Annotated in this window: 18 protein-coding genes; 14 read left to right on the top strand and 4 right to left on the bottom strand. The window is 56.1% G+C overall.

Features of this window, described 5'->3' with window-relative positions:
* Positions 1–9 precede the first annotated feature (9 nt).
* The 4 genes from BOA8489_RS08780 (at position 10) to BOA8489_RS08765 (ending at position 4709) form a co-directional block, all read left to right on the top strand.
* Positions 10–849 carry a carbohydrate ABC transporter permease gene (locus tag BOA8489_RS08780; protein WP_093973654.1) on the top strand — a complete coding sequence of 280 codons (840 nt, stop codon included), beginning with the start codon at positions 10–12 and terminating at the stop codon, positions 847–849.
* Entirely contained in the window at positions 846–1871 is a 1026-nt protein-coding gene (locus tag BOA8489_RS08775; protein ID WP_093973653.1) for a Gfo/Idh/MocA family protein, read from the top strand. Before BOA8489_RS08780 ends, BOA8489_RS08775 begins: the two co-directional genes overlap by 4 nt.
* Positions 1868–2866 carry an ABC transporter ATP-binding protein gene (locus tag BOA8489_RS08770; protein WP_093973652.1) on the top strand — a complete coding sequence of 333 codons (999 nt, stop codon included), beginning with the start codon at positions 1868–1870 and terminating at the stop codon, positions 2864–2866. Before BOA8489_RS08775 ends, BOA8489_RS08770 begins: the two co-directional genes overlap by 4 nt.
* 232 nt (positions 2867–3098) lie before the next feature.
* Positions 3099–4709: a glutamate synthase-related protein gene (locus BOA8489_RS08765; protein WP_093973651.1), complete on the top strand. Its 1611-nt coding sequence runs from the start codon at positions 3099–3101 to the stop codon at positions 4707–4709.
* Between the two features lie 10 nt (positions 4710–4719).
* Here the strand turns inward: BOA8489_RS08765 and BOA8489_RS08760 are convergent, their stop codons facing one another.
* Complete coding sequence (locus tag BOA8489_RS08760; protein WP_093973650.1) at positions 4720–5346, bottom strand: TetR/AcrR family transcriptional regulator; 627 nt, start codon at positions 5344–5346, stop codon at positions 4720–4722.
* Positions 5347–5446: 100 nt separating this feature from the next.
* Between BOA8489_RS08760 and BOA8489_RS08755 the strand changes: the two genes are divergently transcribed.
* The 3 genes from BOA8489_RS08755 to BOA8489_RS08745 are packed head-to-tail and all read left to right on the top strand — an operon-like array spanning position 5447 to position 10420.
* Positions 5447–6586 (top strand): efflux RND transporter periplasmic adaptor subunit, encoded by a 1140-nt coding sequence (locus tag BOA8489_RS08755; protein WP_245813745.1) that lies wholly within the window; start codon positions 5447–5449, stop codon positions 6584–6586.
* 4 nt (positions 6587–6590) lie between these two features.
* Positions 6591–9698, top strand: coding sequence for an efflux RND transporter permease subunit (locus tag BOA8489_RS08750; RefSeq protein WP_093973649.1), 3108 nt, complete (start codon positions 6591–6593; stop codon positions 9696–9698).
* A gap of 35 nt (positions 9699–9733) precedes the next feature.
* Complete coding sequence (locus BOA8489_RS08745) at positions 9734–10420, top strand: fumarylacetoacetate hydrolase family protein (protein WP_093973648.1); 687 nt, start codon at positions 9734–9736, stop codon at positions 10418–10420.
* A 21-nt stretch (positions 10421–10441) separates the two neighbouring features.
* Here the strand turns inward: BOA8489_RS08745 and BOA8489_RS08740 are convergent, their stop codons facing one another.
* Together BOA8489_RS08740 and BOA8489_RS08735 are read right to left on the bottom strand one after the other, a co-directional pair.
* Complete coding sequence (locus tag BOA8489_RS08740; protein ID WP_093973799.1) at positions 10442–11476, bottom strand: NAD-dependent epimerase/dehydratase family protein; 1035 nt, start codon at positions 11474–11476, stop codon at positions 10442–10444.
* Positions 11477–11648: 172 nt separating this feature from the next.
* On the bottom strand, positions 11649–13871 hold the full coding sequence (locus BOA8489_RS08735; protein ID WP_093973647.1) for an NADP-dependent isocitrate dehydrogenase: 2223 nt from the start codon (positions 13869–13871) through the stop codon (positions 11649–11651).
* 497 nt (positions 13872–14368) lie between these two features.
* On the opposite strand from BOA8489_RS08735, the gene BOA8489_RS08730 reads away from it, so the two are divergent.
* From BOA8489_RS08730 to BOA8489_RS08715, 4 genes are all read left to right on the top strand, one after another.
* Positions 14369–14755, top strand: a complete 387-nt coding sequence (locus tag BOA8489_RS08730; protein WP_093973646.1) for a diacylglycerol kinase — start codon at positions 14369–14371, stop codon at positions 14753–14755.
* A gap of 232 nt (positions 14756–14987) precedes the next feature.
* Entirely contained in the window at positions 14988–15746 is a 759-nt protein-coding gene (locus BOA8489_RS08725; RefSeq protein WP_093973645.1) for a sulfite exporter TauE/SafE family protein, read from the top strand.
* Positions 15743–16939 (top strand): mandelate racemase/muconate lactonizing enzyme family protein, encoded by a 1197-nt coding sequence (locus BOA8489_RS08720; RefSeq protein ID WP_176440245.1) that lies wholly within the window; start codon positions 15743–15745, stop codon positions 16937–16939. The genes BOA8489_RS08725 and BOA8489_RS08720 overlap by 4 nt, the downstream gene beginning before the upstream one ends.
* Positions 16926–17699 carry a nucleotidyltransferase family protein gene (locus tag BOA8489_RS08715; protein ID WP_093973643.1) on the top strand — a complete coding sequence of 258 codons (774 nt, stop codon included), beginning with the start codon at positions 16926–16928 and terminating at the stop codon, positions 17697–17699. The genes BOA8489_RS08720 and BOA8489_RS08715 overlap by 14 nt, the downstream gene beginning before the upstream one ends.
* Before the next feature lie 20 nt (positions 17700–17719).
* On the opposite strand, the gene BOA8489_RS08710 is transcribed toward BOA8489_RS08715, so the two are convergent.
* Positions 17720–18676, bottom strand: a complete 957-nt coding sequence (locus BOA8489_RS08710) for an alpha/beta hydrolase (RefSeq protein WP_176440244.1) — start codon at positions 18674–18676, stop codon at positions 17720–17722.
* Between the two features lie 640 nt (positions 18677–19316).
* Here BOA8489_RS08710 and BOA8489_RS08705 point away from each other — a divergent pair.
* The 3 genes from BOA8489_RS08705 (at position 19317) to BOA8489_RS08690 (ending at position 21209) form a co-directional block, all read left to right on the top strand.
* Positions 19317–19997 (top strand): PspA/IM30 family protein, encoded by a 681-nt coding sequence (locus tag BOA8489_RS08705; protein ID WP_176440243.1) that lies wholly within the window; start codon positions 19317–19319, stop codon positions 19995–19997.
* 65 nt (positions 19998–20062) lie between these two features.
* Positions 20063–20344: a YiaA/YiaB family inner membrane protein gene (locus tag BOA8489_RS08700; RefSeq protein WP_093973640.1), complete on the top strand. Its 282-nt coding sequence runs from the start codon at positions 20063–20065 to the stop codon at positions 20342–20344.
* Between the two features lie 265 nt (positions 20345–20609).
* Positions 20610–21209, top strand: coding sequence for a DUF2585 family protein (locus BOA8489_RS08690; RefSeq protein ID WP_176440242.1), 600 nt, complete (start codon positions 20610–20612; stop codon positions 21207–21209).
* Positions 21210–21519 lie beyond the last annotated feature (310 nt).

The following is a 21519-nucleotide window of genomic DNA, read 5'->3' as shown; positions in this document are numbered from 1 at the left end:
GACAATGACATGAGCATCGCCCGTCAAAACCGCCTCAATACCTACGCTGCGCATGGTGTATTGATCCTCTATACGCTGATTGCGTTGTTCCCGGTATTCGTGATCATTATCAACAGCTTCAAAACCCGACGCGCGATTTTTCGCGAGCCGCTGGCGATGCCCAATTCCGAGACGTTTTCATTGATCGGATACGAGACGGTTCTCAATCAAGGCGACTTCTTCCTCTACTTTCAGAACTCGATGATCGTCACGGTCGCCTCGCTATTCTTCATTCTTCTGTTCGGAGCCATGGCCGCTTTCGCGCTTGCCGAATATCGCTTCAAGGGCAATCTTATGATGGGGCTTTACCTGGCCCTTGGCATCATGATCCCGATCCGTATCGGCACGGTGGCGATCCTGGAATTGATGGTGCAGACCGGCCTTGTGAATACGCTCTGGGCGTTGATCCTCGTCTATACAGCACAAGGATTGCCGTTGGCAGTCTTCATCCTGTCCGAGTTCATGCGCCAGGTGAGTGATGATCTGAAAAACGCAGGCCGCATCGATGGGCTTTCGGAATATCGCATCTTCTTCCGTTTGGTCCTGCCACTCGTGCGCCCTGCGATGGCGACGGTCGCGGTCTTCAACATGATCCCGATCTGGAACGACTTGTGGTTTCCGCTGATCCTTGCACCCGCAGAAGAAGTAAAGACGCTGACCCTCGGAAGTCAGGTCTTTATCGGGCAGTTCGTCACGGACTGGAACGCAGTCCTGTCGGCCTTGTCGCTCGCGATCCTGCCGGTCATGGCGCTTTACGTGATCTTTTCGCGCCAACTTATCCGCGGCATCACATCGGGAGCAGTCAAATGAGAGTTATCGTCGCCGGATTGGGCAATATGGGGCGCAGCCATGCGATTGCCTACCACAAACACCCCGAGGCAGAAATCGTCGGGTTGGTGAACCGCTCGCACGTCGATTTGCCCGAGGCTTTGCAGAGCTACCCGCGCTTTTCGACCTTCGAGGACGGACTGGCCCAAGACCCCGATCTGGTCTGCATTGCGACCTATTCGGACAGCCATGCGGACTATGCCATCGCCGCGATGGAGGCGGGGGCTGATGTGTTCATCGAAAAGCCGCTGGCAACGACCGTGGCCGACGCCCGGCGCGTGGTGGAAACGGCTGTGCGCCTCAACCGGAAACTGGTCATCGGGTATATTCTGCGGCACCACCCAAGCTGGCAGCGCCTTATCGCTGAAGCGCGCGCGCTGGGCGGGCCATATGTCTTCCGCATGAACCTCAACCAGCAGTCGGACGGTCCCACATGGGAGACACACAAGGCATTGATGCAAACCACAAGTCCGCTGGTGGATTGCGGCGTGCATTACGTTGACGTGATGTGCCAGATCACCGACGCGAAACCTCTGCGCGTCAGCGGCATGGGGGTGCGTCTGTCGGACGAGATCGCGCCGCAAATGTACAATTACGGTCAGTTGCAGGTTTGGTTCGAGGATGGATCAATCGGTTGGTATGAAGCGGGCTGGGGCCCGATGATGTCCGAGACCGCGTTCTTCGTGAAGGACGTAGTGTCTCAGAACGGCGCGGTGTCGATTGTGGACGGCAACAAGGGGGCCTCGGACGATGTGGACGGCCATACCAAAGTGGGCGGGCTTCTGGTCCATCGCCCAGGCGGTGACACTTTGATCGACATGCCGGGTGAACCCGGTCATCAGGAACTTTGCGACGCCGAGCAGGCCTATATGATCCAGGCCATTTCTCAAGACATCAACCTTACGCGCCACATGAGCGATGCCGTGCAATCACTGGCAATTTGTCTGGCCGCGGATGAAAGCATTCGCACCGGACGACCTGTGGAATTGGGAGTTTCGACATGACCGCGCTGGCCCTTACGAATATCTGCAAGTCCTTTGGTCCGGTTGAAGTCCTGAAGGACATCAACCTGACCGTCGAAGAAGGTGAATTCGTCGTCTTTGTCGGCCCCTCCGGGTGCGGTAAATCCACGTTGCTCCGGGTGATCGCAGGCCTTGAGGATGCCACCAGCGGGACCGTCGAAATCGGTGGCGCCCAAGTCAACTCGGTTCCGCCCGCGAAACGCGGAATTGCGATGGTTTTTCAATCCTATGCGCTTTATCCGCACCTCAGCGTTCGTGATAATATGGCGCTTGGTTTGAAGCAGGAGAATCAGCCGAAATCGGTGATCGAAGCACGCGTGAACAAGGCGGTCCAGATGCTTGATCTGGGTGCCTACGTGGACCGGCGCCCGTCAGATTTATCCGGGGGTCAGCGCCAGCGTGTGGCCATTGGCCGGACGATTGTGCGCGAGCCGAAACTGTTCCTGTTCGACGAGCCCCTTTCCAATCTGGACGCGGCCTTGCGAATGAACACGCGTGTTGAAATCGCCGAACTGCAACGCACGCTCAGTGCGACGATGATCTACGTGACGCACGACCAGACCGAGGCGATGACGCTGGCCGACAAAATTGTCGTCCTGCGTGACGGAAGGATCGAACAAGTGGGCTCGCCGATGGAGCTTTACAACAACCCCGTGAACCAGTTCGTGGCCGGTTTTCTGGGTTCCCCGGCGATGAACTTCCTGTCGAAAGCCCCTGTTTCCATTCCTGAAAACGGGGTGATCGGCATCCGTCCCGAGTATTTGCGTCCGGTTTCCGGCGGGCGGATCAAGGGGCGCGTGACGCATGTCGAGCGGCTTGGCGGGGATACGAACCTTCTGGTGAAAACCGCGCAGGACGAGGCTTTGACGGTACGCATTTTCGGTCAGGACGACACGCGCGTGGGCGAGGCGATCGAGCTTGATTTCGACGATGCGAAGGCCTTTGCGTTTGATCACGAACAGCGTCGGGTAATCTGAAAACACACGTTATGGCGGGTCGGTGTGACGTCCGTATCACGTCGGTATTGCGTCGGTGCGCCCGTTCGCTGGATTAGGAATGTGTTAGGATTGCCGACATCCGCGCAGCTTGGACGACGTGCCAGACTCTGACCTGCGTAGATGCAGGTCTGCTGTGATTGGACGGCGCCGGGATAATCGGCCATCGTGCTTTGAGAGGTCCTCACGCGACCCAAGGCAAAGGACGGTACACATGAAAACCACTGCGATTTACAAATTGGACGATCTGGCAGACCGCACGCCGGAATACGCGATTGTTGGCGAAGTCGATTTGGTGGTGGTGCGATTTGATGATGAGATATCCGTGTTCTACGGACGCTGCCTGCATCGGGGCGCCTTGATGGCTGACGGCCACGTGCGGGGCAACGATCTGATCTGCGGCGTGCATAATTGGGATTACCGGCTGGACAGTGGCGTGTCGGCCTATGCCAACGACGAGAAGTTGCCCAAGTTCAAATCCTGGGTCGAGGATGGCTCGGTTTGCGTGGATGCCGATGAGATAAACGCTTGGGGGCATGACAATCCCCAGCCCTATAATCGCGATGCGTATCTGGGGCTCTATGCGGACCCGAGCCACGGGACTGACGCAGAGCCCTACAACGGCTTGATCCAGCGATACGCCAAGCAGGGCCTGTCGAAAACCGGGCATCACGGGGTAGTTGAATCGATGGGCGTTCCGCGCGGCGAGTTGCCGGATTGGGATGAGATCCAATTGTTGACGGCGCAGTTGCACAAGCCTCCACTGTTGGATGAGGATCCGGTCGGGACCGAGGTTGTGATCGGGCCGAACGCGCAAAAGCCGTTGAAGTTGAAGATACCGTTGTTCGTGTCCGACATGAGTTTCGGGGCCTTGTCGGGAAGCGCCAAGATTGCTTTGGCGCGTGGCGCCGAGTTGGCGGGGACGGGGATTTGTTCCGGCGAAGGCGGCATGCTGCCCGAAGAGCAGGCCGAGAATTCGCGCTATTTTTACGAGTTGGCGTCGGGGCGGTTTGGCTTTTCGTGGGACAAGCTGGACCGGGTTCAGGCGTTTCACTTCAAAGGCGGGCAGGGTGCAAAGACCGGGACCGGAGGCCATTTGCCCGGTGAGAAGGTTCAAGGGAAGATCGCCGAAGTGCGGGGTTTGGAGCCGGGCACGGCGGCGGTGTCGCCTGCACGGTTTCCGGACTGGACCGAGGTGTCTCAGATCAAGGAATTTGCGGACGAAGTGCGCGACCGCACCGGAGGTATTCCGATCGGATACAAACTGTCGGCGCAGCATATCGAAAAAGACATCGACTCGGCTCTGGACGTCGGAGTCGACTATGTGATTTTGGATGGGCGCGGTGGCGGCACGGGCGCTGCGCCGGTGATTTTCCGGGACAATATCTCGGTGCCGACAATCCCGGCCTTGGCGCGCGCACGGCGGCATCTGGACGTTCTGGGGCGGCAGGATGTGACGCTGGTCATCACCGGCGGTTTGCGCAAACCGGCGGATTTCATCAAGGCGATGGCGCTGGGCGCGGATGCGATTGCGGTGTCGAACGCGGCCATGCAGGCGATTGGGTGTTTGGCGATGCGGGCGTGTCATACGAACAATTGCCCGGTCGGGATCGCAACGCAAAAGCCGCATCTTGTGAACCGGCTGGTGGCGGAAAAATCAGCGCGGCAGTTGGCGAATTTCTTTGAGGCAAGTGTCGAGTTGATGCAGGTAATGGCGCGCGCCTGCGGACACGATCATCTGTCGAAATTCAACGCCGATGATCTGACGACTTGGAAAAAGGACATGGCCGAGATCTCCGGCGTGCGCTTTGGAGGCGTCGGTTAACGTGGGCGCGTCAGGGTGTTGGGACGTCGTCGGACAGCACACGCCGCGCAATTTCCGTCAGCGTGCTTTCGAAGTCGATAGACAGGTCGACTTTGCTGAGTTTTCCGTCGATCCTGAGAAACGACAGACCGTGGACGAAGCTCCATAACAGGAAGGCGCGCTGGATGTCCTGATCGTTGATCTCGTCACTTCCGCGGCACCATGCGACTTCCTGCTGAACCAGTTTGAAAGTGCCCTGACCGACTTCTTTCAGGGCTTCGTCTTCGTCATTCTCATTCGCAAAACCGAACATGAGGCGGAAAACGCCGGGTTCTTCCTGAGCAAACCGAACGTAAACACGGCCCAGTGCGACAATGCGATCAAGCGTACCTGGCGCATGGGGACTGACCTCTTCGACCATCTGGGCGCGCTGGCGGTGCATACCCAGGATGCAGACTTCCTGCAGCATTTCTTCTTTATTTTTGAAGTGCTTATAGGGCGCAGCAGTGGACACCCCGGCAATACGGCAGGCCTCTGACACCGAGAACTGTTCGGGGCCTTTTTCTTCGACCAGGACACGCGCCGCTTCAATAAGCTGTGTGCGCAAATCACCGTGGTGATAGCTATCGCGTTTGCCAGTTTTTGGGTCGGTTTTCATGATCCAATGTCTTTCAGAGTGCGTAAGACTTGTCAAAGTAAGAGTTTCTAACTTATGTAAGAGCCTCTAACTTGCCAAGTCCGATTCGAAAGGTTTCGTCATGTCAGGATCGCAAAAGGCCGGATTTACGGCGCGAATGGCCCGGTGGGCGCTGTCGAGCACGCTGACCCTTATTGTCCTTGCGGGCGCTGTGGTTGCGGTGATGTCTGGCGCGACGGCTCTGGCCAACCGGTCGGCGGATGTGCCCGAACCCGAAGCGGCGGCGATGACGCGGGTCGCGGTGGAGATGTTGAAACGGCAGGACAGCTACCGAGTTGCGCGCAAGTTCGTGGGGCAGGTCGAAGCGCGCACCACCGTGGGGTTGTCGTTTGAGTTGAGCGGCCGCCTTGTGTCGCTTAAGGTCGATGAGGGCGAGGAAGTTGCCGCGGGGCAAGTGTTGGCGTCGCTTGATACGGCGCTTTTGAAGGCGGAAGAGACCCGGCAAAAGGCTGCACGAGCGGCGACGCTGACCCAACTAGATCTGGCTGAAACACGGCTAGTACGGGCCGAGGCTTTGCGCTCGGAAGGCTTTGCCAGTGTCGAGACGCTGGATCAGGCCTTGGCGACCCGAAATGAGTTGCAAAGCCGGTTGGCCGAAATTGATGCAAGCCTCCAGTCGGTGGCGATCAACCTTGAAAAATCCGTGATGCGTGCACCCTTTCAGGGTCGCGTTGGTGCGCAATTTGTGGATGAGGGCACAGCCTTGACCGCTGGACAGACTGTGGCAAGCCTGATCGAGACGGGTGTGGTCGAGGTACGTGTGGGGCTGCCATTGGGACTTGATCGCGCCAGCCTCGATGGGGTCGAAGTCGATGTGGGAGGCGTTGCTTACCCGGCGACGCTAATCCAGTTTCGCCCTGATATCGACCCGCTGACACGCACGCAGACTGCGCTATTCGCGATCGAGACCGAAACGCCTCCGGTGTTCGGGCAGACCGCCACCTTGCGCGTCGTAACTGACGTCGATGCGTCGGGCGTCTGGATTGGACTGGATGCGTTGCAGGAAGGTGCGGGTGGCGTCTGGACCATGCTTGTTGTCGAAGACAGCGTCGTAAAACCTGCGACCGTCGAAGTGCTGCACGCCGAAGAAAGCCGGGTTTTCGTGCGCGGCTCGTTTAAGGACGGGGCGTTGATGATCCGTTCGGGCGCGCATCGTGTGGTGCCGGGGCAGGTCGTCGACACCATCAGCGCGGAAGGCTAACCACATGGAAACGCTAACGTTTCGTCAGCCAAGGTTGGTCGCACTGATCCTTTTGGTGCTGATTTCGGCGGGCTTGTCATCGTTTTTGTCGCTGGGACGGCAAGAAGATCCGACGATCACCAACATTTTCGCGGTTGTCACCACGTCGTTCCCGGGCGCTGATCCGGCGCGGGTCGAGGCTCTGGTGACCAGCGAGATCGAGGACGAACTGCGAGAGATTTCCGAGGTGAACATCATCACCTCGGTGTCGCGTACCGGCGTTTCGGTGGTGTCGGTCGAGTTGTTGGAAACGCTGGACGAGGCCACGATCGAACAGGTCTGGTCCGAGGCACGCGATGCGGTGGAGGACGCGCGGCGGGATTTCCCGGCGGGAGTTCAGCCTCCCGAGTTCAACGCGGAAGGGATAAGCGCCTATTCGGCCGTGATCTCGGTGACGGCAGACCACGACGACGTGCCGATCACACTGGCACACGCCCATGCCGAGGCTCTGGCGGATCGGTTGCGGTCTATTCCGTCGACACGCGCAGTGGATTTGTTCGGCGAACCGGAAGAGGAAGTTCTGGTCACGGTAGATCAGGTGAAAGCGGCGGCCTTGGGGCTGACGCCGGCTGAGATTTCTGCGCGGATTGCGGCGGCTGATGGCAAGGTTCAGGCAGGGCATTTGTTAGGCGGGCAATCGGATCTGACGATCAATATCTCGGGCGAGATTGATGCGTTGGACCGCTTGTCGCGTATCGTTTTGCGCGAAAGCGACACGGGCGCTGTGGTGACGGTGACGGACATTGCCGAGGTGACGCGGGGCGCGCGCGAACCGGCGGCCGAACTGGCTATAGCGAACGGGCGGCCTGCGGTTCTGATCGGCGTTCTGGCGCAGGACGGCGTGCAGATCGATCGCTGGATGGAGTTCGTGCGAAGCGAATTGTCCGAAGGACAGGCGGCGGTGCCTCAGGGCATTTCCGAGACGTTGCTGTTTGATCAGAGCACTTACACGGCGGACCGGCTGGCCGAAGTTGGCACAAACATGGCCATCGGTGTCAGCCTTGTGGTGGCGGTTTTGTTTATCACGCTGGGAGTGCGGGCGGCGGCGATTGTGGCGCTGGTCTTGCCGGTGGTGTCGCTTGCGACCCTGGCGACGATGAACTTCATCGGGTTGCCGATCCATCAGATGTCGGTAACCGGTCTGATTGTGGCTCTGGGCCTGTTGGTGGACGCGGCCATCGTGATGGTCGACGAGGTGCGGCAGCGCTTGGCGCGCGGCATGGACCGGCAGACGGCTGCTGGCGAGGCGACGCGGCGATTGGCGGCGCCTTTGCTGGCCTCGACCGTGACGACAGCGTTGAGTTTCACGCCGATGATCCTGTTGCCGGGACCGGCGGGTGACTTTGTCGGTGCGATTGCGATTGCGGTGGTGTTGATGTTGGTCTGGTCGCTGTTGATCGCCTTGACCGTGACGCCGGCTTTGGCCGGCTGGTTTCTGAAAGCGGATACATCGTCCGGTTTGTCGATCCCGCCTTTGGGACGCTTGTTTCACGCCTCGATCTATTGGTCGGTGCGCCATCCGATCAAATCCGTAGCTTTGTCGCTTATTCTGCCGGTGATGGGTTTCGCGGCCTTTCCAACGTTGACGGCGCAGTTTTTCCCGGGCGTTGAGCGGGACCAGTTTCACCTGGAAATTGACATGCCACCCGGCACCGCGATTTCGCAGACGGCAGAGGTCGCGGGTTCGGTCGATGAGATGTTGCGCGATGAGCCGGGGATTGACCGGGCGTATTGGTCTTTGGGAAAATCGGGGCCTGCGTTTTACTACAATATCACCGGTGGGCGCAGTCAGGAGCCGGGATATGCCCAGGCGATGGTGACGACGGAGACGAACGCAGATGCCGCGCGGCTGGTGCCGGAATTGCAGGATCGTCTGGACACGCTTTACCCAGAGGCACGGATCATTGTGCGCAATCTGGTTCAGGGCCCACCTGTTGCCGCGCCTGTAGAAGTACGCATTGTCGGGCCGGATCTGGGCACGTTACGTGCGCTCGGCGACGAGGCGCGCGCGTTGATGGCGGATCTGCCGCTGGTCACGCAGGTGCGTTCGGGTGTGACGGGGGGTGCGCCGCAGGTGCGCTTTGACATTGATGAAACCAATGCGCGGCTTTTGGGGTTTGATGTGACCTCGATTGCCAGTCAGTTGCAGGCGAGTCTTGTGGGGATGAGCGGCGGAAGTCTGGTGGAAGGCACGGATCAGTTGCCGGTGCGGGTGCGGTTCGATGAGACATTCCGCGCGGACCTTGGGGCGATTGCACAGATGCCGGTGGTGTTGCCGGGTGCGGCGGCGATCTCGGCCACCGGCGCGTTGCCGATTGTGCCACTTTCGGCGCTGGCGACTCCGGTTCTGGAACCTGCGCCCAGTGTCATCACGCGCCGCAATGGCGAACGGATGAACACGGTGCAGGCGTTTATCGTGCCGGATGTGCTGCCGGAAGAAGCGCTGCAGTCGATCTTTGCGGGGCTTGAGGAGCGTGGATTTGAGGTGCCTGCGGGCTATCGGCTGGAACTGGGCGGAGACAGCGATGCGCGCTCGAACACGGTCGGCAATTTGCTCGCCTCGGTAGGTCTGATTGTGACGTTGACGATTGCGACGATTGCGCTGACATTCAACTCGTTCCGGTTGTCGGCAGTGGCTTTGGTGGTCTGCGTGCTATCGGCGGGGCTGTCGATGCTGTCGCTGGCGATCATGCAATTTCCCTTTGGAATCAACTCGATCATCGGGGTCATTGGCTCGATCGGGGTGTCGATCAACGCGGCGATCATCATTTTGACCGGGCTTCAGGGGAATGCCGAAGCCAACGCTGGCGACCGGGCGGCGATGGCAGATGTGGTGACGGGATCGAGCCGTCACATCATCTCGACGACCATCACGACCTTCGGAGGTTTCCTGCCGCTGATCTTCGCAGGCGGGGGCTTCTGGCCGCCGTTTGCCGTAGCCATCGCGGGGGGCGTTCTGCTGTCGGCGGTGGTGTCGTTCTACTTCACGCCCGCGATGTTCGCGTTGATACAACGGCGGGTGAAAGTCGCAGATGTGTGTTCGAGCGATGTCGCGCCCATTGCGGCGGAGTAGGCGGTGGGCTAGTCCGGTGTGACTGGAGGTTTGCCATGACGAGATACGCCATTTCCGGGCCCGCGCGCGTGGGGCTGCCCGTTGTCGGGACGAGCGAGTTGTTCCCGGTCCGGCGCGTATACTGCATCGGGCGTAACTATGCGGCACATGCGATCGAAATGGGGCACGATCCCGACCGCGAACCGCCTTTCTTCTTCCAGAAGAACCCCGAAAACCTCGATCCCTCGGGGGAGTTTCCCTATCCGGCCAAGACGTCTGATGTGCATCACGAAGCGGAAATGCTGGTCGCTTTGGCGTCAGGCGGGCGCGATATTGCGGTGGCTGATGCGCTGGATCACGTGTTTGGTTATGGCTTGTCGCTGGATATGACGCGGCGCGATTTGCAGGGCGCCCAAAAGAAGATGGGGCGCCCTTGGGAGATCGGGAAAGCGTTTGAGCGCTCGGCACCTTGCGGCCCGCTGCACCGGGTTTCGGACGTGGGGCATCCGAATTCGGGTCGTATTTCTCTGAGTGTTAACAGTCAGTTGTGTCAGGAAGGTGATCTTAATCAGATGATCTGGAAAGTGCCGGAAATGATCGCTTATTTGTCGGAGTATTTCGATCTGGGCGCAGGGGATGTGATCCTGTCCGGCACACCGTCGGGCGTTGGGCCGGTGCAGCGTGGCGATGTGATGGAGATGACCATCGAGGGCCTTGGCGAACTTCAGGTGCGGGTCGTGTGATCTCGGCAAGGGCGGGGCGTGTTAACTACGTTTCACGTCATAATAGTCCAGATACCACTCGATAAAACGATCGATGCCTTCGGACACGGGCGTGTCTGGGCGATAGCCGGTCAGCCTTTCCAGCAGGTCGGAATTGGCCCACGTGCCGGGGACGTCGCCCATTTGCATGTCCATGAAGTTCTTCTCGATTTCCATGCTTAGGGACCGTTCGATCTCTGAAATGAAGTCCATCAGGGGCACATTTTGGCCGTTGCCGATATTGACGACGCGGTGCGGGCCGACGGGGCTCAGGGTGTCGCCTTCGATGGGTGTCGTGCGCGCGTCAACCGGTTCCGGAGCAGCGTCGATAAGCAGGCGCACGGCCTTCACAAGGTCGCTGACGTAGGTGAAATCGCGCGACATGTTGCCGTGGTTGTAGACGTCGATTGGACGGCCTTCGAGGGCGGCTTTGGCGAATTTGAACAGGGCCAGATCGGGGCGGCCGTAAGGGCCGTAGACGGTGAAGAACCGGAACATCGTGATAGGCAGACCCCAGAGGTGGGCATAGGCGTGCGCCATGTTTTCATTGGACTTTTTGGTTGCGGCGTAGAGGGTGAGCGGCGTATCCGTCATGTGAGTTTCGACGAAAGGCATGTCGGTGTTTGCTCCGTAAACCGACGATGTGGACGCCATGAGAAGGTGCTGCGGCGCTGCCTCTTTCGCGCACTCCAACAGATTGAACGTGCCGAGAATATTGGTTTCAACGTAGGAGCGTGGATTTTCGAGGCTGTAGCGGACACCGGCTTGCGCCGCGAGGTGAATGACGATGTCAGGGCGTGCGTCCTCAAAGGTTTCTCTCAGGGCGTCCAAGTCTTCCAGCCGGGCTTCGGTGGCACGAAACGCTGGGTTTTGAAGCAGGTTCTGATGGCGGCGACGTTTCAGATTTACGTCATAGTAATCGGTCATGCCATCGAAGCCGATCACTTCGAAACCCGCGTCCAGAAGCTCTTTGCAAAGGTGGTATCCGATGAAACCGGCACTGCCCGTCACCAATGCCCGTCGTGTTTCATGGCTCATTTTCATCGGTCCCTTTTTCACCCGTCGAACACATCCGGCCGCGGCGAGCGTTAACTTTTGCTGGCGCGACTAAGACACCGAAACGCGCTTCAAAACAAGCAAATGACCAGAGATTTCAACCAAAAGGGCCACCCCTGATGGGATGGCCCGGGTCTTTGGACGACTTGTCGGCTCAGCCGATGATCGCATTCAGCGTCGGCGAGGGCCGCATTACGGCGGTCGTTTTGGCCGCATCCGTGTGGAAATACCCGCCAAGATCGGCAGGCGCGCCCTGAACGGCGGCCAGTTCTGCGGTGATCTTGTCTTCGTTTTCCGCCAGCGTCTTGGCAATCGGGGCAAAGTGTGCGGCCAGATCGGCGTCATCGGACTGCGCCGCCAGTGCCTTGGCCCAATACAGCGCGAAATAGAAATGGCTGTCGCGGTTGTCGGTCTGGCCGACCTTGCGGCCGGGCGATTTGTTATTGTCAAGAATGCCTTGCGTGGCGGCATCGACGGCTTCACCTATGATGCGCGCGCGGGCGTTGTCTTTTGTTTCGCCGAGAAACTTCAGGCTTTCGCCAAGCGCGCAGAATTCCCCAAGCGAGTCCCAGCGCAGGTGGTTTTCTTCCACCAACTGCTGAACGTGCTTTGGAGCCGAGCCGCCTGCACCCGTTTCAAACAGCCCGCCACCATTCATAAGTTTCACGATCGAAAGCATCTTGGCAGATGTGCCAAGCTCCAGGATCGGGAAGAGGTCGGTCAAGTAGTCACGCAGCACGTTGCCCGTGATGGCGATAGAGTTTTCGCCCTTGCGGATCGTCTCAAGCGCCAGACGCGTGGCTTCCCGTGGGGCGAGGATCTGGAACTTGTCGGCGACGCCTGCAGCCTCGAGCATCGGCGTCACATAGGCGATCAATTCGGCGTCATGGGCGCGGTTGGCGTCCAGCCAGAACACGGCCTGACAGCCCTCGGCCTTCTGGCGCGAGATTGCGAGGTTCACCCAGTCACGGATCGGCGCTTCTTTGGTCGAAGCAGCCCGCCAGATGTCGCCGGCTTCGACGTTGTGGGTGTGGATGACGTCGCCGTTTGCGGCGGTCAACGTAACGGTACCGGCGGCGGGAATTTCAAACGTGGTCGGGTGCGAGCCATATTCCTCGGCTTTTTGTGCCATCAAACCAATGTTTTGCACGGTGCCAGAGGTCGACGGGTCAAGCGCGCCGGTTTCCTTGAAGTAGTTTACGGTTTCTTCGTAAACAGGCGCATAGGAGTTGTCCGGCACGACGCAATTCGTGTCGCCTTCGTTTCCGTCCGGCCCCCAGCCCTTACCACCGGCGCGGATCACAGCGGGAAGCGAGGCGTCGATGATGACGTCGGACGGGACGTGCAGGTTGGTGATGCCCTTGTCGGAATTCACCATATACATCGGCGGGCGCGTGGCCATAACGGCGGCAATGTCGGCTTCGATTTCGGCGCTGTTGTGCATCTCGGCGATGCGATCGAGAACGGCACCGAGGCCCGAGTTAGGGTTCACACCTGCGGCGTCGAGGGCGGGGCCGTGCTTTTCAAAGACGGGCGCAAGAAAGGCGCGCACCGCGTGGCCAAAGATGATCGGGTCCGAGACTTTCATCATCGTCGCTTTGAGGTGCAGCGAGAACAGCGTCCCGTCAGCCTTTGTCTCTTCGATCTGTTCGGCGAGGAATTTGCCGAGTGCTTTGACGGACATGAAGGTCGTGTCGACAACCGTGCCTTTCGGCAGTTGGAAGTCGCCTTTCAGAACGGTCGCCGCGCCAGTGGCATGGGTGAATTCAATTTTCGCGGCTCCGGCCTGGGAATCGGTGATTGTCGAGGATTTCTCGTTTGAAAAGAAGTCGTTACCCTTCATGGACGAGACTTTGGTCTTGCTGTCTTTCGACCAGGCCCCCATCCGGTGTGGGTTCGCCTTGGCGTAGTTCTTGACCGCAACAGCGGCGCGGCGGTCCGAGTTGCCTTCGCGCAAGACAGGGTTAACCGCCGAGCCTTTGATTGCATCGAAGCGTGCACGCACGGCTTTTTCGGCGTCGGTCTGAGGGTCTTCGGGATAGTCGGGCAGGGCGTATCCCTGCGACTGAAGCTCTTTCACGGCGGCAACAAGTTGCGGCACCGATGCCGAGATGTTCGGCAATTTGATGACGTTCGCATCGGGAGACTTCACCAGTTCACCAAGTTCCGCCAAGTCATCGGGCTGTCTTTGCGCCTCGCTCAGACCTTCTGGAAACGCCGCGATGATGCGACCGGCAAGCGAGATATCCTTGGTGCCAAAGCTGACGTCTGCAGCCCCCGCAAAGGCGCGAATAATTGGCAAAAGCGACGCCGACGCCAGTTCTGGCGCTTCGTCGACTTTGGTATAAATGATGTCGGAACCTGTTTGCTCGGTCATGGGTAACCTCCCCGCAAGATGTGATTGGGCGTTGCATAATAGGATTTTCCCCCGCCGTCGACCATTTTCAGCATACCGTGGTATACTGTGCGACGAATTGCCCGGAACGGATTTGGCCAGTCGAGGCAAATTGGCTGCAGGAGCGGCTGTTTGCGGTTTGATTTGGGAAACTTGGAGCCAAGTACCGGGACCTTCCAGATGAAAAATAATATAATAAAAACAAATAGATATAAGGGTCCGTAATGTCCGCCGTAATGTCCAAACCAATGCTCGGCTGGGCATCCATACTGTATTGTTGGCCAAGATTACCTGCTCATTGATTTATTCTACGAAACAAAGCTGGATGCCTACCGCGTGGTCGATCTCGTTTGTGTTGTGCGCGATCTGACCGCAGCGTTCGACACTGGGTGAAACTCGAAAATACATAGTTATTGGTATGTTGCGGTGTTACGACCTTACTACGGGCCAAGCCAAATAATTAGATAGGCAACAACACTATGAAAAAAGAGACGCCGTCGGGCATCAACCGATTGATTGCGGCCTATCGAAATTCAGTAGCCGGCTTTCAGGATATTTGGCAGCGGGAGGAAGCCTTTAGACAAGAAGTCATAGTCTTGGGTTTGTCATTTCCATTGGCCTTTTGGATAGGGAATTCGCTTGCTCATATGGGCCTACTTATTGGCTCAATTCTACTGCTGATAATTGTAGAAATCCTAAACTCTGCCATTGAAGCCACGATTGACCGGATCGGGACTGAAAGACACGAACTGTCAAGAATAGCAAAGGATCTTGGTTCTTTGGCGGTGATGATAACCAATCTGTTCCCTTTGACCATATGGGGAGCGAGCATTTTGTCTTGGCTTGGCTTGATCACGCTATCCTAGATCTTCCGGAAGAAACCTTTTGGTTTGGATGCCGGGTCAATCGGTTGAAGCAAATTGGCCTGGCGATTGACTATTTCGCCGCGATGTTTCGAAGGGCTCGGCCAGCCGCTTCTACGATTGGCTTTGGTGCATATCTGTTGCGCAAGGGTTTGACTTCCAAGCGGGACTTGCGCCCTTGTGGTGGCGTTTACAATTGGCCACGAACAGCGGCCAAAGATATGAGATTGGGTCCATGAAGGACCTGAGCGAAATACCTCTCCTTGTGCAGCTTGCGCTCGGAATTGCGACCGGCGGACTGACTGGCCTTACGGGTGCTTCCGGGATGTCCGTACTGATTTCAGTTTTGCTTGCATTGAAAACTCCTGCCCAACAGATCGTTGCCACGACATTCGCAATCGCAGGGGTAAACGCCACATTCGCCATTCTTCCATTCCTGCGAAAGAACAGGCCGGCTAAACATGATATTCTGGCGATAGCAGCCCCCGCGAGCCTTGGCGGGGTTGCGAGCTTTCTTTTTCTCGCAAGAAACCTTGGCGGAGACACTCTTGGATTAGCGCTTACAGGGTTCATGTTCCTGGCGGGTCTCTATTTGGTTACAAGTGTCGGGAAGCAGGACCATCAACTGGTGCGAACGCCTGCATATTTGTTGAGCACCCTGGCATTTTTGGCTGGCGGCATGATCGGTGTGTTTGGCGGTGGAGGGGCGATATTCATCACGATCGGCCTGGTCGTACTGTTTGGCTATTCTTACCATCAGGCGCTGATGCTATCTTTGTTGGTAACGGTCGTCACATGTGTTCCGCTGATCGGGCTCAGCTATGTTGAAGGCAACCTCTTCATTTGGCCGGTTCTTGTCATTCTCGCGAGTTCCGTGCCTTGCGCACTCGTCGCAGCGACATGGGCAAACAGAGTGCCGGAAAGGACCATCAAAAGGCTACTTGGTGTCTATCTGGTTTGCATCTCGCTGTTCTTATTCGGTGGCAGGCTATGATCGTCCAACGTATTGAAATTAACCTGATCCGGCTCCCCTTTCGTGTTTCCTATGGTCACAAGCGAAAGACGCATAGTGAAGTCTATTCGGTCATTTGTCGGATTGAGGATGGGGAAGGCCATTCAGGTTTGGGAGAGGCCGTTCCTCGAAATTACGTTACCGGGGAAACTGCTCAGAGTGCACTACGGGATGCAGAAAGACTTGGAAAGAAACTCCTGGGCAGGCACTTTTCATCCTTTCGGGACATTCAAGACTGTATGAACGGTCTCGCGGCCGAGTGGTCAGAGCCGTTTCCATCGTGCGCCTTTGCAACTTTGGACTTGGCGCTTCACGATTGCCTGGCGGTTTCAAATCAACAGGATATGGGTGCGTATTTTGGGGTGCAGAGCACACCTGTCAGTTATACGGCCTCGATCGGGCTGAGCAGCAAAGCCAAGCTGCTTGCCCTTCTGTCCGTCTATCGACTGAGCGGCATACGCGCATTCAAGCTCAAGGTCGGTGACGAGCATGATGCAAGTCGGTTGCGCACAATAAAGAGTTTCATGGGCAACGACGTGTCGGTCTATGCGGACGCGAATGGCGCGTGGAGCGCGGATCAAGCGCCCAGCAAGATCGAAGCTCTTGCCGCGCTTGGTGTTTGGGGGATTGAGGAACCGTTGCATATCCCTATGCCGACGGACGAAGCGGTTGATGAACAACAAGTAGATCGGGATGGGAGCATGCTGCGCGCCCACTTCGAGCGATATGCCAAGCTGAGAAACGAGATTTCCATACCGCTCATCCTTGATGAATCTCTCATCTCTCCCAAAAGCTACAAGCGGATTATCGAGACTGGCGCTGCTGACATTCTTAATATCCGGCTGTCCAAGTTAGGTGGTTATAGTTTGGCGTCCACTATGGTGGAGAACAAACCCGATGCGCTGAAGTTTGGCATTGGAGCGATGGTGGGCGAGTCTCCCATTCTGGCAGCTGCGGGGTACTTTTTCGGCTGCGCCAATCCTGACCGACTTTACATCCAGGGCTATTCCCACCGCTTGTTGCATGGTTCGTCCTTCACCGAAGGCGGTCCTGCTATGAAACGTGGCAGTGTCTCGGCCAGCGAGAAAACGCCAGGGCTAGGCGTAACTGTCGATCAATCCGCTTTAGAACGCCTGACCATCAACAAGAGAATACTGAAGTATGAAAAAGAATAACCTGATAATCCTAGCTGGCGGAGAAAGGGGGCCGCTTACGGACGCTTTTGGCTGTGAAAACAAGGCGTTGCTCCCCATTCACGGCAAGCCCATGCTGGAATGGGTTGTCGAAGCGTTTCGGGCATCGGACTGTATAGATAAAATCGTCGTGGTTGGGTCCAGTGAACTCGACGCGCTGCCTTGCATGCAATTTGTTGATCGGCGGATCGAAAGCTCAAGCAATCTTGGGCGCAACATATTGCGCGGCATCGCCTATATTCGCTGGAAGTTCTATCGTCACAATTCTGATCATGCAGGCTATGTGGTTTCATTCTGTGACGCCGTCTTTCTAACGCCGGATGCAATCAAAGACGCAATTTCCAACATTCAAAGTGGAAACCATGATGTGGTTCTTCATTACGTTGAAAGAGAAACCTACGAAAAGCATGCGATCTCGGCCAAACGCACCTACATACCCATTGACGGTAAGCACTATACTGGGACGACCATCTATTACGTCAAAAAATTCAGCAATCTTCTGAGTGGTTTACATCTCTTTGGAGATCTCAGAAAAAATCGCAAGGACCCGCAAGGTTTGCTGCGCGCTATGGGCATCGAGGACTGTTCTTTTGACCAAGTCGAGGAGCAGTTGTCAGAGCGCATAGGCAGAAATGTTGGGGTCTATGTTTCGGAGTTTCCCGGGATGGGAATGGACGTGGACAAGAAATCTGATTTTGAGCTGGCGGAAGCCATGTTGCCACTTCCGGAAGATAAGAGATGATTTCCAATAAATGACTACAACTAGTTCTCCAGTCCGGCTTCCCAGTCCAAGATAAGCGCAATGGTAGAGTCTGTCTGCGCTGGGCTTCTGATATCCCCTGTAATCATGTGCGAGCGTGGGTCATCTTCGGTCGTCATCTTTCGAGCCTCCCAGCGAGAAGGCCCACCCCAGTTCTCAAGAAAGGACTTGGTATAGGAGACATCAACTACCTGGTCGTCCGGCGAATAGAGAACCAGTAAGGGCAGGTTGGTTTTGGTCGGGTCCAGTGACTTCGTCGCGCGAAGCAACGTGGCGACATTGAATAGGGCAGAGATTGGATACGGATTTGTCCAATACTTCGCATGGTCTTCAGAGGTTGGTGTGCTGGCATACTCCGGTCCGGTCAGTAACGGAGCCCATATCGGGGCAAAGCCAAGGTCAAGAATTCGGGCATTCGTCGGTTTCATTCGAAAATTCGGCGAGATCAGAACAACCCCGCTGATATCTTTCGAAAGTGTGGAGTCTAATGCCGAGATCGTGGCAAGGGTTCCACCTGTTGAGGTCCCGATCACCAACACTTTTTCACCTATCCGGCGCCCAATCGCGAGCGCCTCCGCCGTATCTCGGACCCAGCTTTCTGGTGTGGCTGCACCCAGGGCAGGCCCGTCGAGACCGTGCCCACTCAGTCGGGAGTAATACAGATTTGCGCCAAGTTCTCGCGCGACCACATCATGAACGGGGCTGATATCGACAGAGGTTCCGGAAAAACCATGCAGGTAAACGACAGCCAAAGGCGTTTTGACCCCCTTGGGTCCAGCCCAAACAATTTGTTTTTCTGTGCCCTGTATTATGCCTGGAAAAGCTCGCTCTTGTTCCTCAAGCCAGGCATCAAGATTGTCACCGATAGTCTCGTCATTGAATTGCGGGGTTAGGTAAACTTGAGGGACAGGTCCCAACAACAAAACCGCCGCGGCCCCAATCAAGGTAAAGAGAGTCACGGCTCCGGACCACTTCAATATTCGTTTCACGAACCACCACTCCTAAAATTCCTGAACTCTGAACATATGTACGATCTGAACGATTAGCGAGAATTAAGCGGAGCAATTGCTTTTAGACGTGCTTTGGTCTGTTTCGCGGAGACTGTGCTCGTCGTCATGACCGTTTCGTTGCGGCTCACTTTTGTGCGGTGCAAGAAGGGTCGTTTTTCAGCAGTTCTGACCGACAAAGAGCCCAGATAGGCGTTTGAACCTACAGGGCTGACAATCCGAATCATTCCAAGCCCTGAGAGCAAAATAGAGTTATTCTGAGGTCAAAATGGTCGGGGCACGGTAGGAATTCGGCGTCCTTTCCATCGCAATCGGAAAATAGATTAGACTCGAGGCGTGCCGTCTCGAAAGGTATTCTGTGGCAGAAGAAAGATTGGGTCGTCTTTGAATATTTCCATTTAAAACAAGTATTTGATTTGGATTTCATGCATTTCGACTCCCGAATTCGGTTAAGTCAGCAGGCTCATTCGACAGGTTAAGTCTTCGCTAATCCGAAGAATAATGAACAATGTTCATAAAATAGCTTGAACAGCGTTCATAACTCTCTTAGGTGTATTGCATGAACAACGTTCACAAATGGAAAGGCGCTACAATGTTTAAACAATTTATGACCTTGGCTCGTGGCCACGTCACTGACAGCTCAACGTCGGTGCTTGATGCGAACGCCATGACGCTCCTGCGACAGCAAATGCGCGACGCAGCAAAAGGCGTCGCCAAATCCCGTAAATCTGTTGCGGTCGTTATGGCTTATGCCGAGCGCGAGAAGGCGGCTCTAACTCGGATTGAGGCACAGATCGCTGACCTTGAAACGCGGGCGTTGGACGCTTTGGCAAAAGAACGCGAAGATCTCGCAAGCGAAGCAGCTGATGCCATCGCACGGCTCGAAATTGAGCGTGATACGACAAGAAATGCAGTGACGACCTACGAAACGCAGATCGTTCGTTTGAAGGCGTGCCTTGCAGAAAGCGAAGGTTGCCTCCGCGAAATGAAACAAGGGCAGCACTTGGCGGAAGCCAAGGACAAAGCTCAGCGACTGAGCGGCTCAATGCCATCCGGCATTATGAACGATCTCAAGGATGCCGAATTTACCTTAAAGCGATTGCAGGAGCGGCAAGAGCACGCAGAGGCGACAGCTGATGCATTGGTCGAGCTTTCGGTGGCTGACAATGCGGACGATCTTGTCAAACGCCTAGCTGAAGATGGATGCGGCACCTCACTAAATCCAGACGGAACATCGGTGCTGGAGCGGTTGAAAAAGAAGGCCGCTGACTAGGGCGCCAAGACGTCCACCAATTCGAAGACCCAATTCACAAATCACTTCAGAGAAGGACCAAGATCATGAATGCATATATCAACAAACCATCGGTTGCCTGGAACTACTTCACCTACGGTCAGTTTTTGCTGGCAGGTTCGCTAATGGCCGGCGGTATCTACAATCTGGATGCAAGCTTTGCTGCCAAGGGTTTTTACGCCATGGCCGCAATCATGTTGGTCAGTTCAACCGTATCTATTTCGAAGTCGCTTCGCGACACCGAAGAGAGCGCGCGACTGCACAACAAGATTGAAGACGCGCAAACTGAACGACTGCTTGCTGAAGCAAGTTCGACAGAGATTTCTTAAAAGACACGGGTGCCGGGGCATGGCAGTATGTCCCGGCATTCTTCATCGAAGGGCGCAGCCTGCGCCAGAACGCGCAGGAAATTCTCCCAATCGGCTTTCATTGCCACCCGCGTGATGCCGAAAGATGACCCGAACCTAGCAATTTCGCGAATTTTACCGTCGGTGCGCGCCCAGAAAACCAAGCGTACCGAATTCCACCCCTTATGGCAGACGGATGTGCTCTTTTAGAAGCAGCCAGCAGCAAAAAAGAAAGCGACAGGATCAAATGACCGATTATCGAGTACTTGCCCTAGCTACATTCCTTGGTGGATTGCTCATCACTTCAACGCTCTGGTTTTGGGGACAACCGCTCATCTGCACTTGCGGTGAAATTGACCTCTGGGTCGGGTCCATCTGGTCGAGCGGCAACTCACAACACATCGCTGACTGGTATACTCTGAGCCACATAGTTCATGGTTTGATGATAGCGCCGTTGGCAAGGCTTGTTTTTCCGAAGATCTCATTCGGCGCACTATTTGCGATTGCCATATCAACCGGTACTGCTTGGGAACTCGTTGAGCACACGGATTTTGTCTTGGACCAATTTCGCGACACGACGATCAACCAAGGTTATATCGGTGACTCAGTTCTGAATGCGGTTTCGGACTATGTGTTCATGATGGCAGGATTCTTCGTGGGCAGACTGCTACCGTCAATCGTCACCTTGATCACAATTGTTGTTCTCGAGCTAACCGCGGCATTCATTGCGCGTGATAGCTTGCTGTTGGAGGCCATCATGCTGGTTCACCGTTTCGAAGTGATTGAAAACTGGCAGCAAGACGCAAACCCTCGAAGAGATACATTGACCCCTTTGGTCACGAACTGATGGGTGATTTCTCAGGAGACCTTAGGTCGCTACCTTGCATACAGAACTTTGTTGGCATTTCCGTTTTCGTTCTGCAGACCAGAACTTCAGATATCCTCTAGATTATTGATATACTGAGATTATCAAGGCGTGGGATTTAGTTTCGTGTAACACTCTGCACTGCACTCACATCCGAATAATAACTCTATGATTTGGAAAGAAATGGAGGCGAGTACCGGACTCCTCTCAGAAATCTAAAAGCAATTAAAAACAAATACTTATATTGACGCGTAATGTCGGATGTAATGTCCATTGCAATGTCAGATGTAAC

This window comes from Boseongicola aestuarii (assembly GCF_900184815.1).
In the GTDB taxonomy this organism is placed as follows: domain Bacteria; phylum Pseudomonadota; class Alphaproteobacteria; order Rhodobacterales; family Rhodobacteraceae; genus Boseongicola; species Boseongicola aestuarii.
Note: the sequence above shows the minus strand (reverse complement) of the source record. Positions and strands in the feature narration are given on the sequence as shown.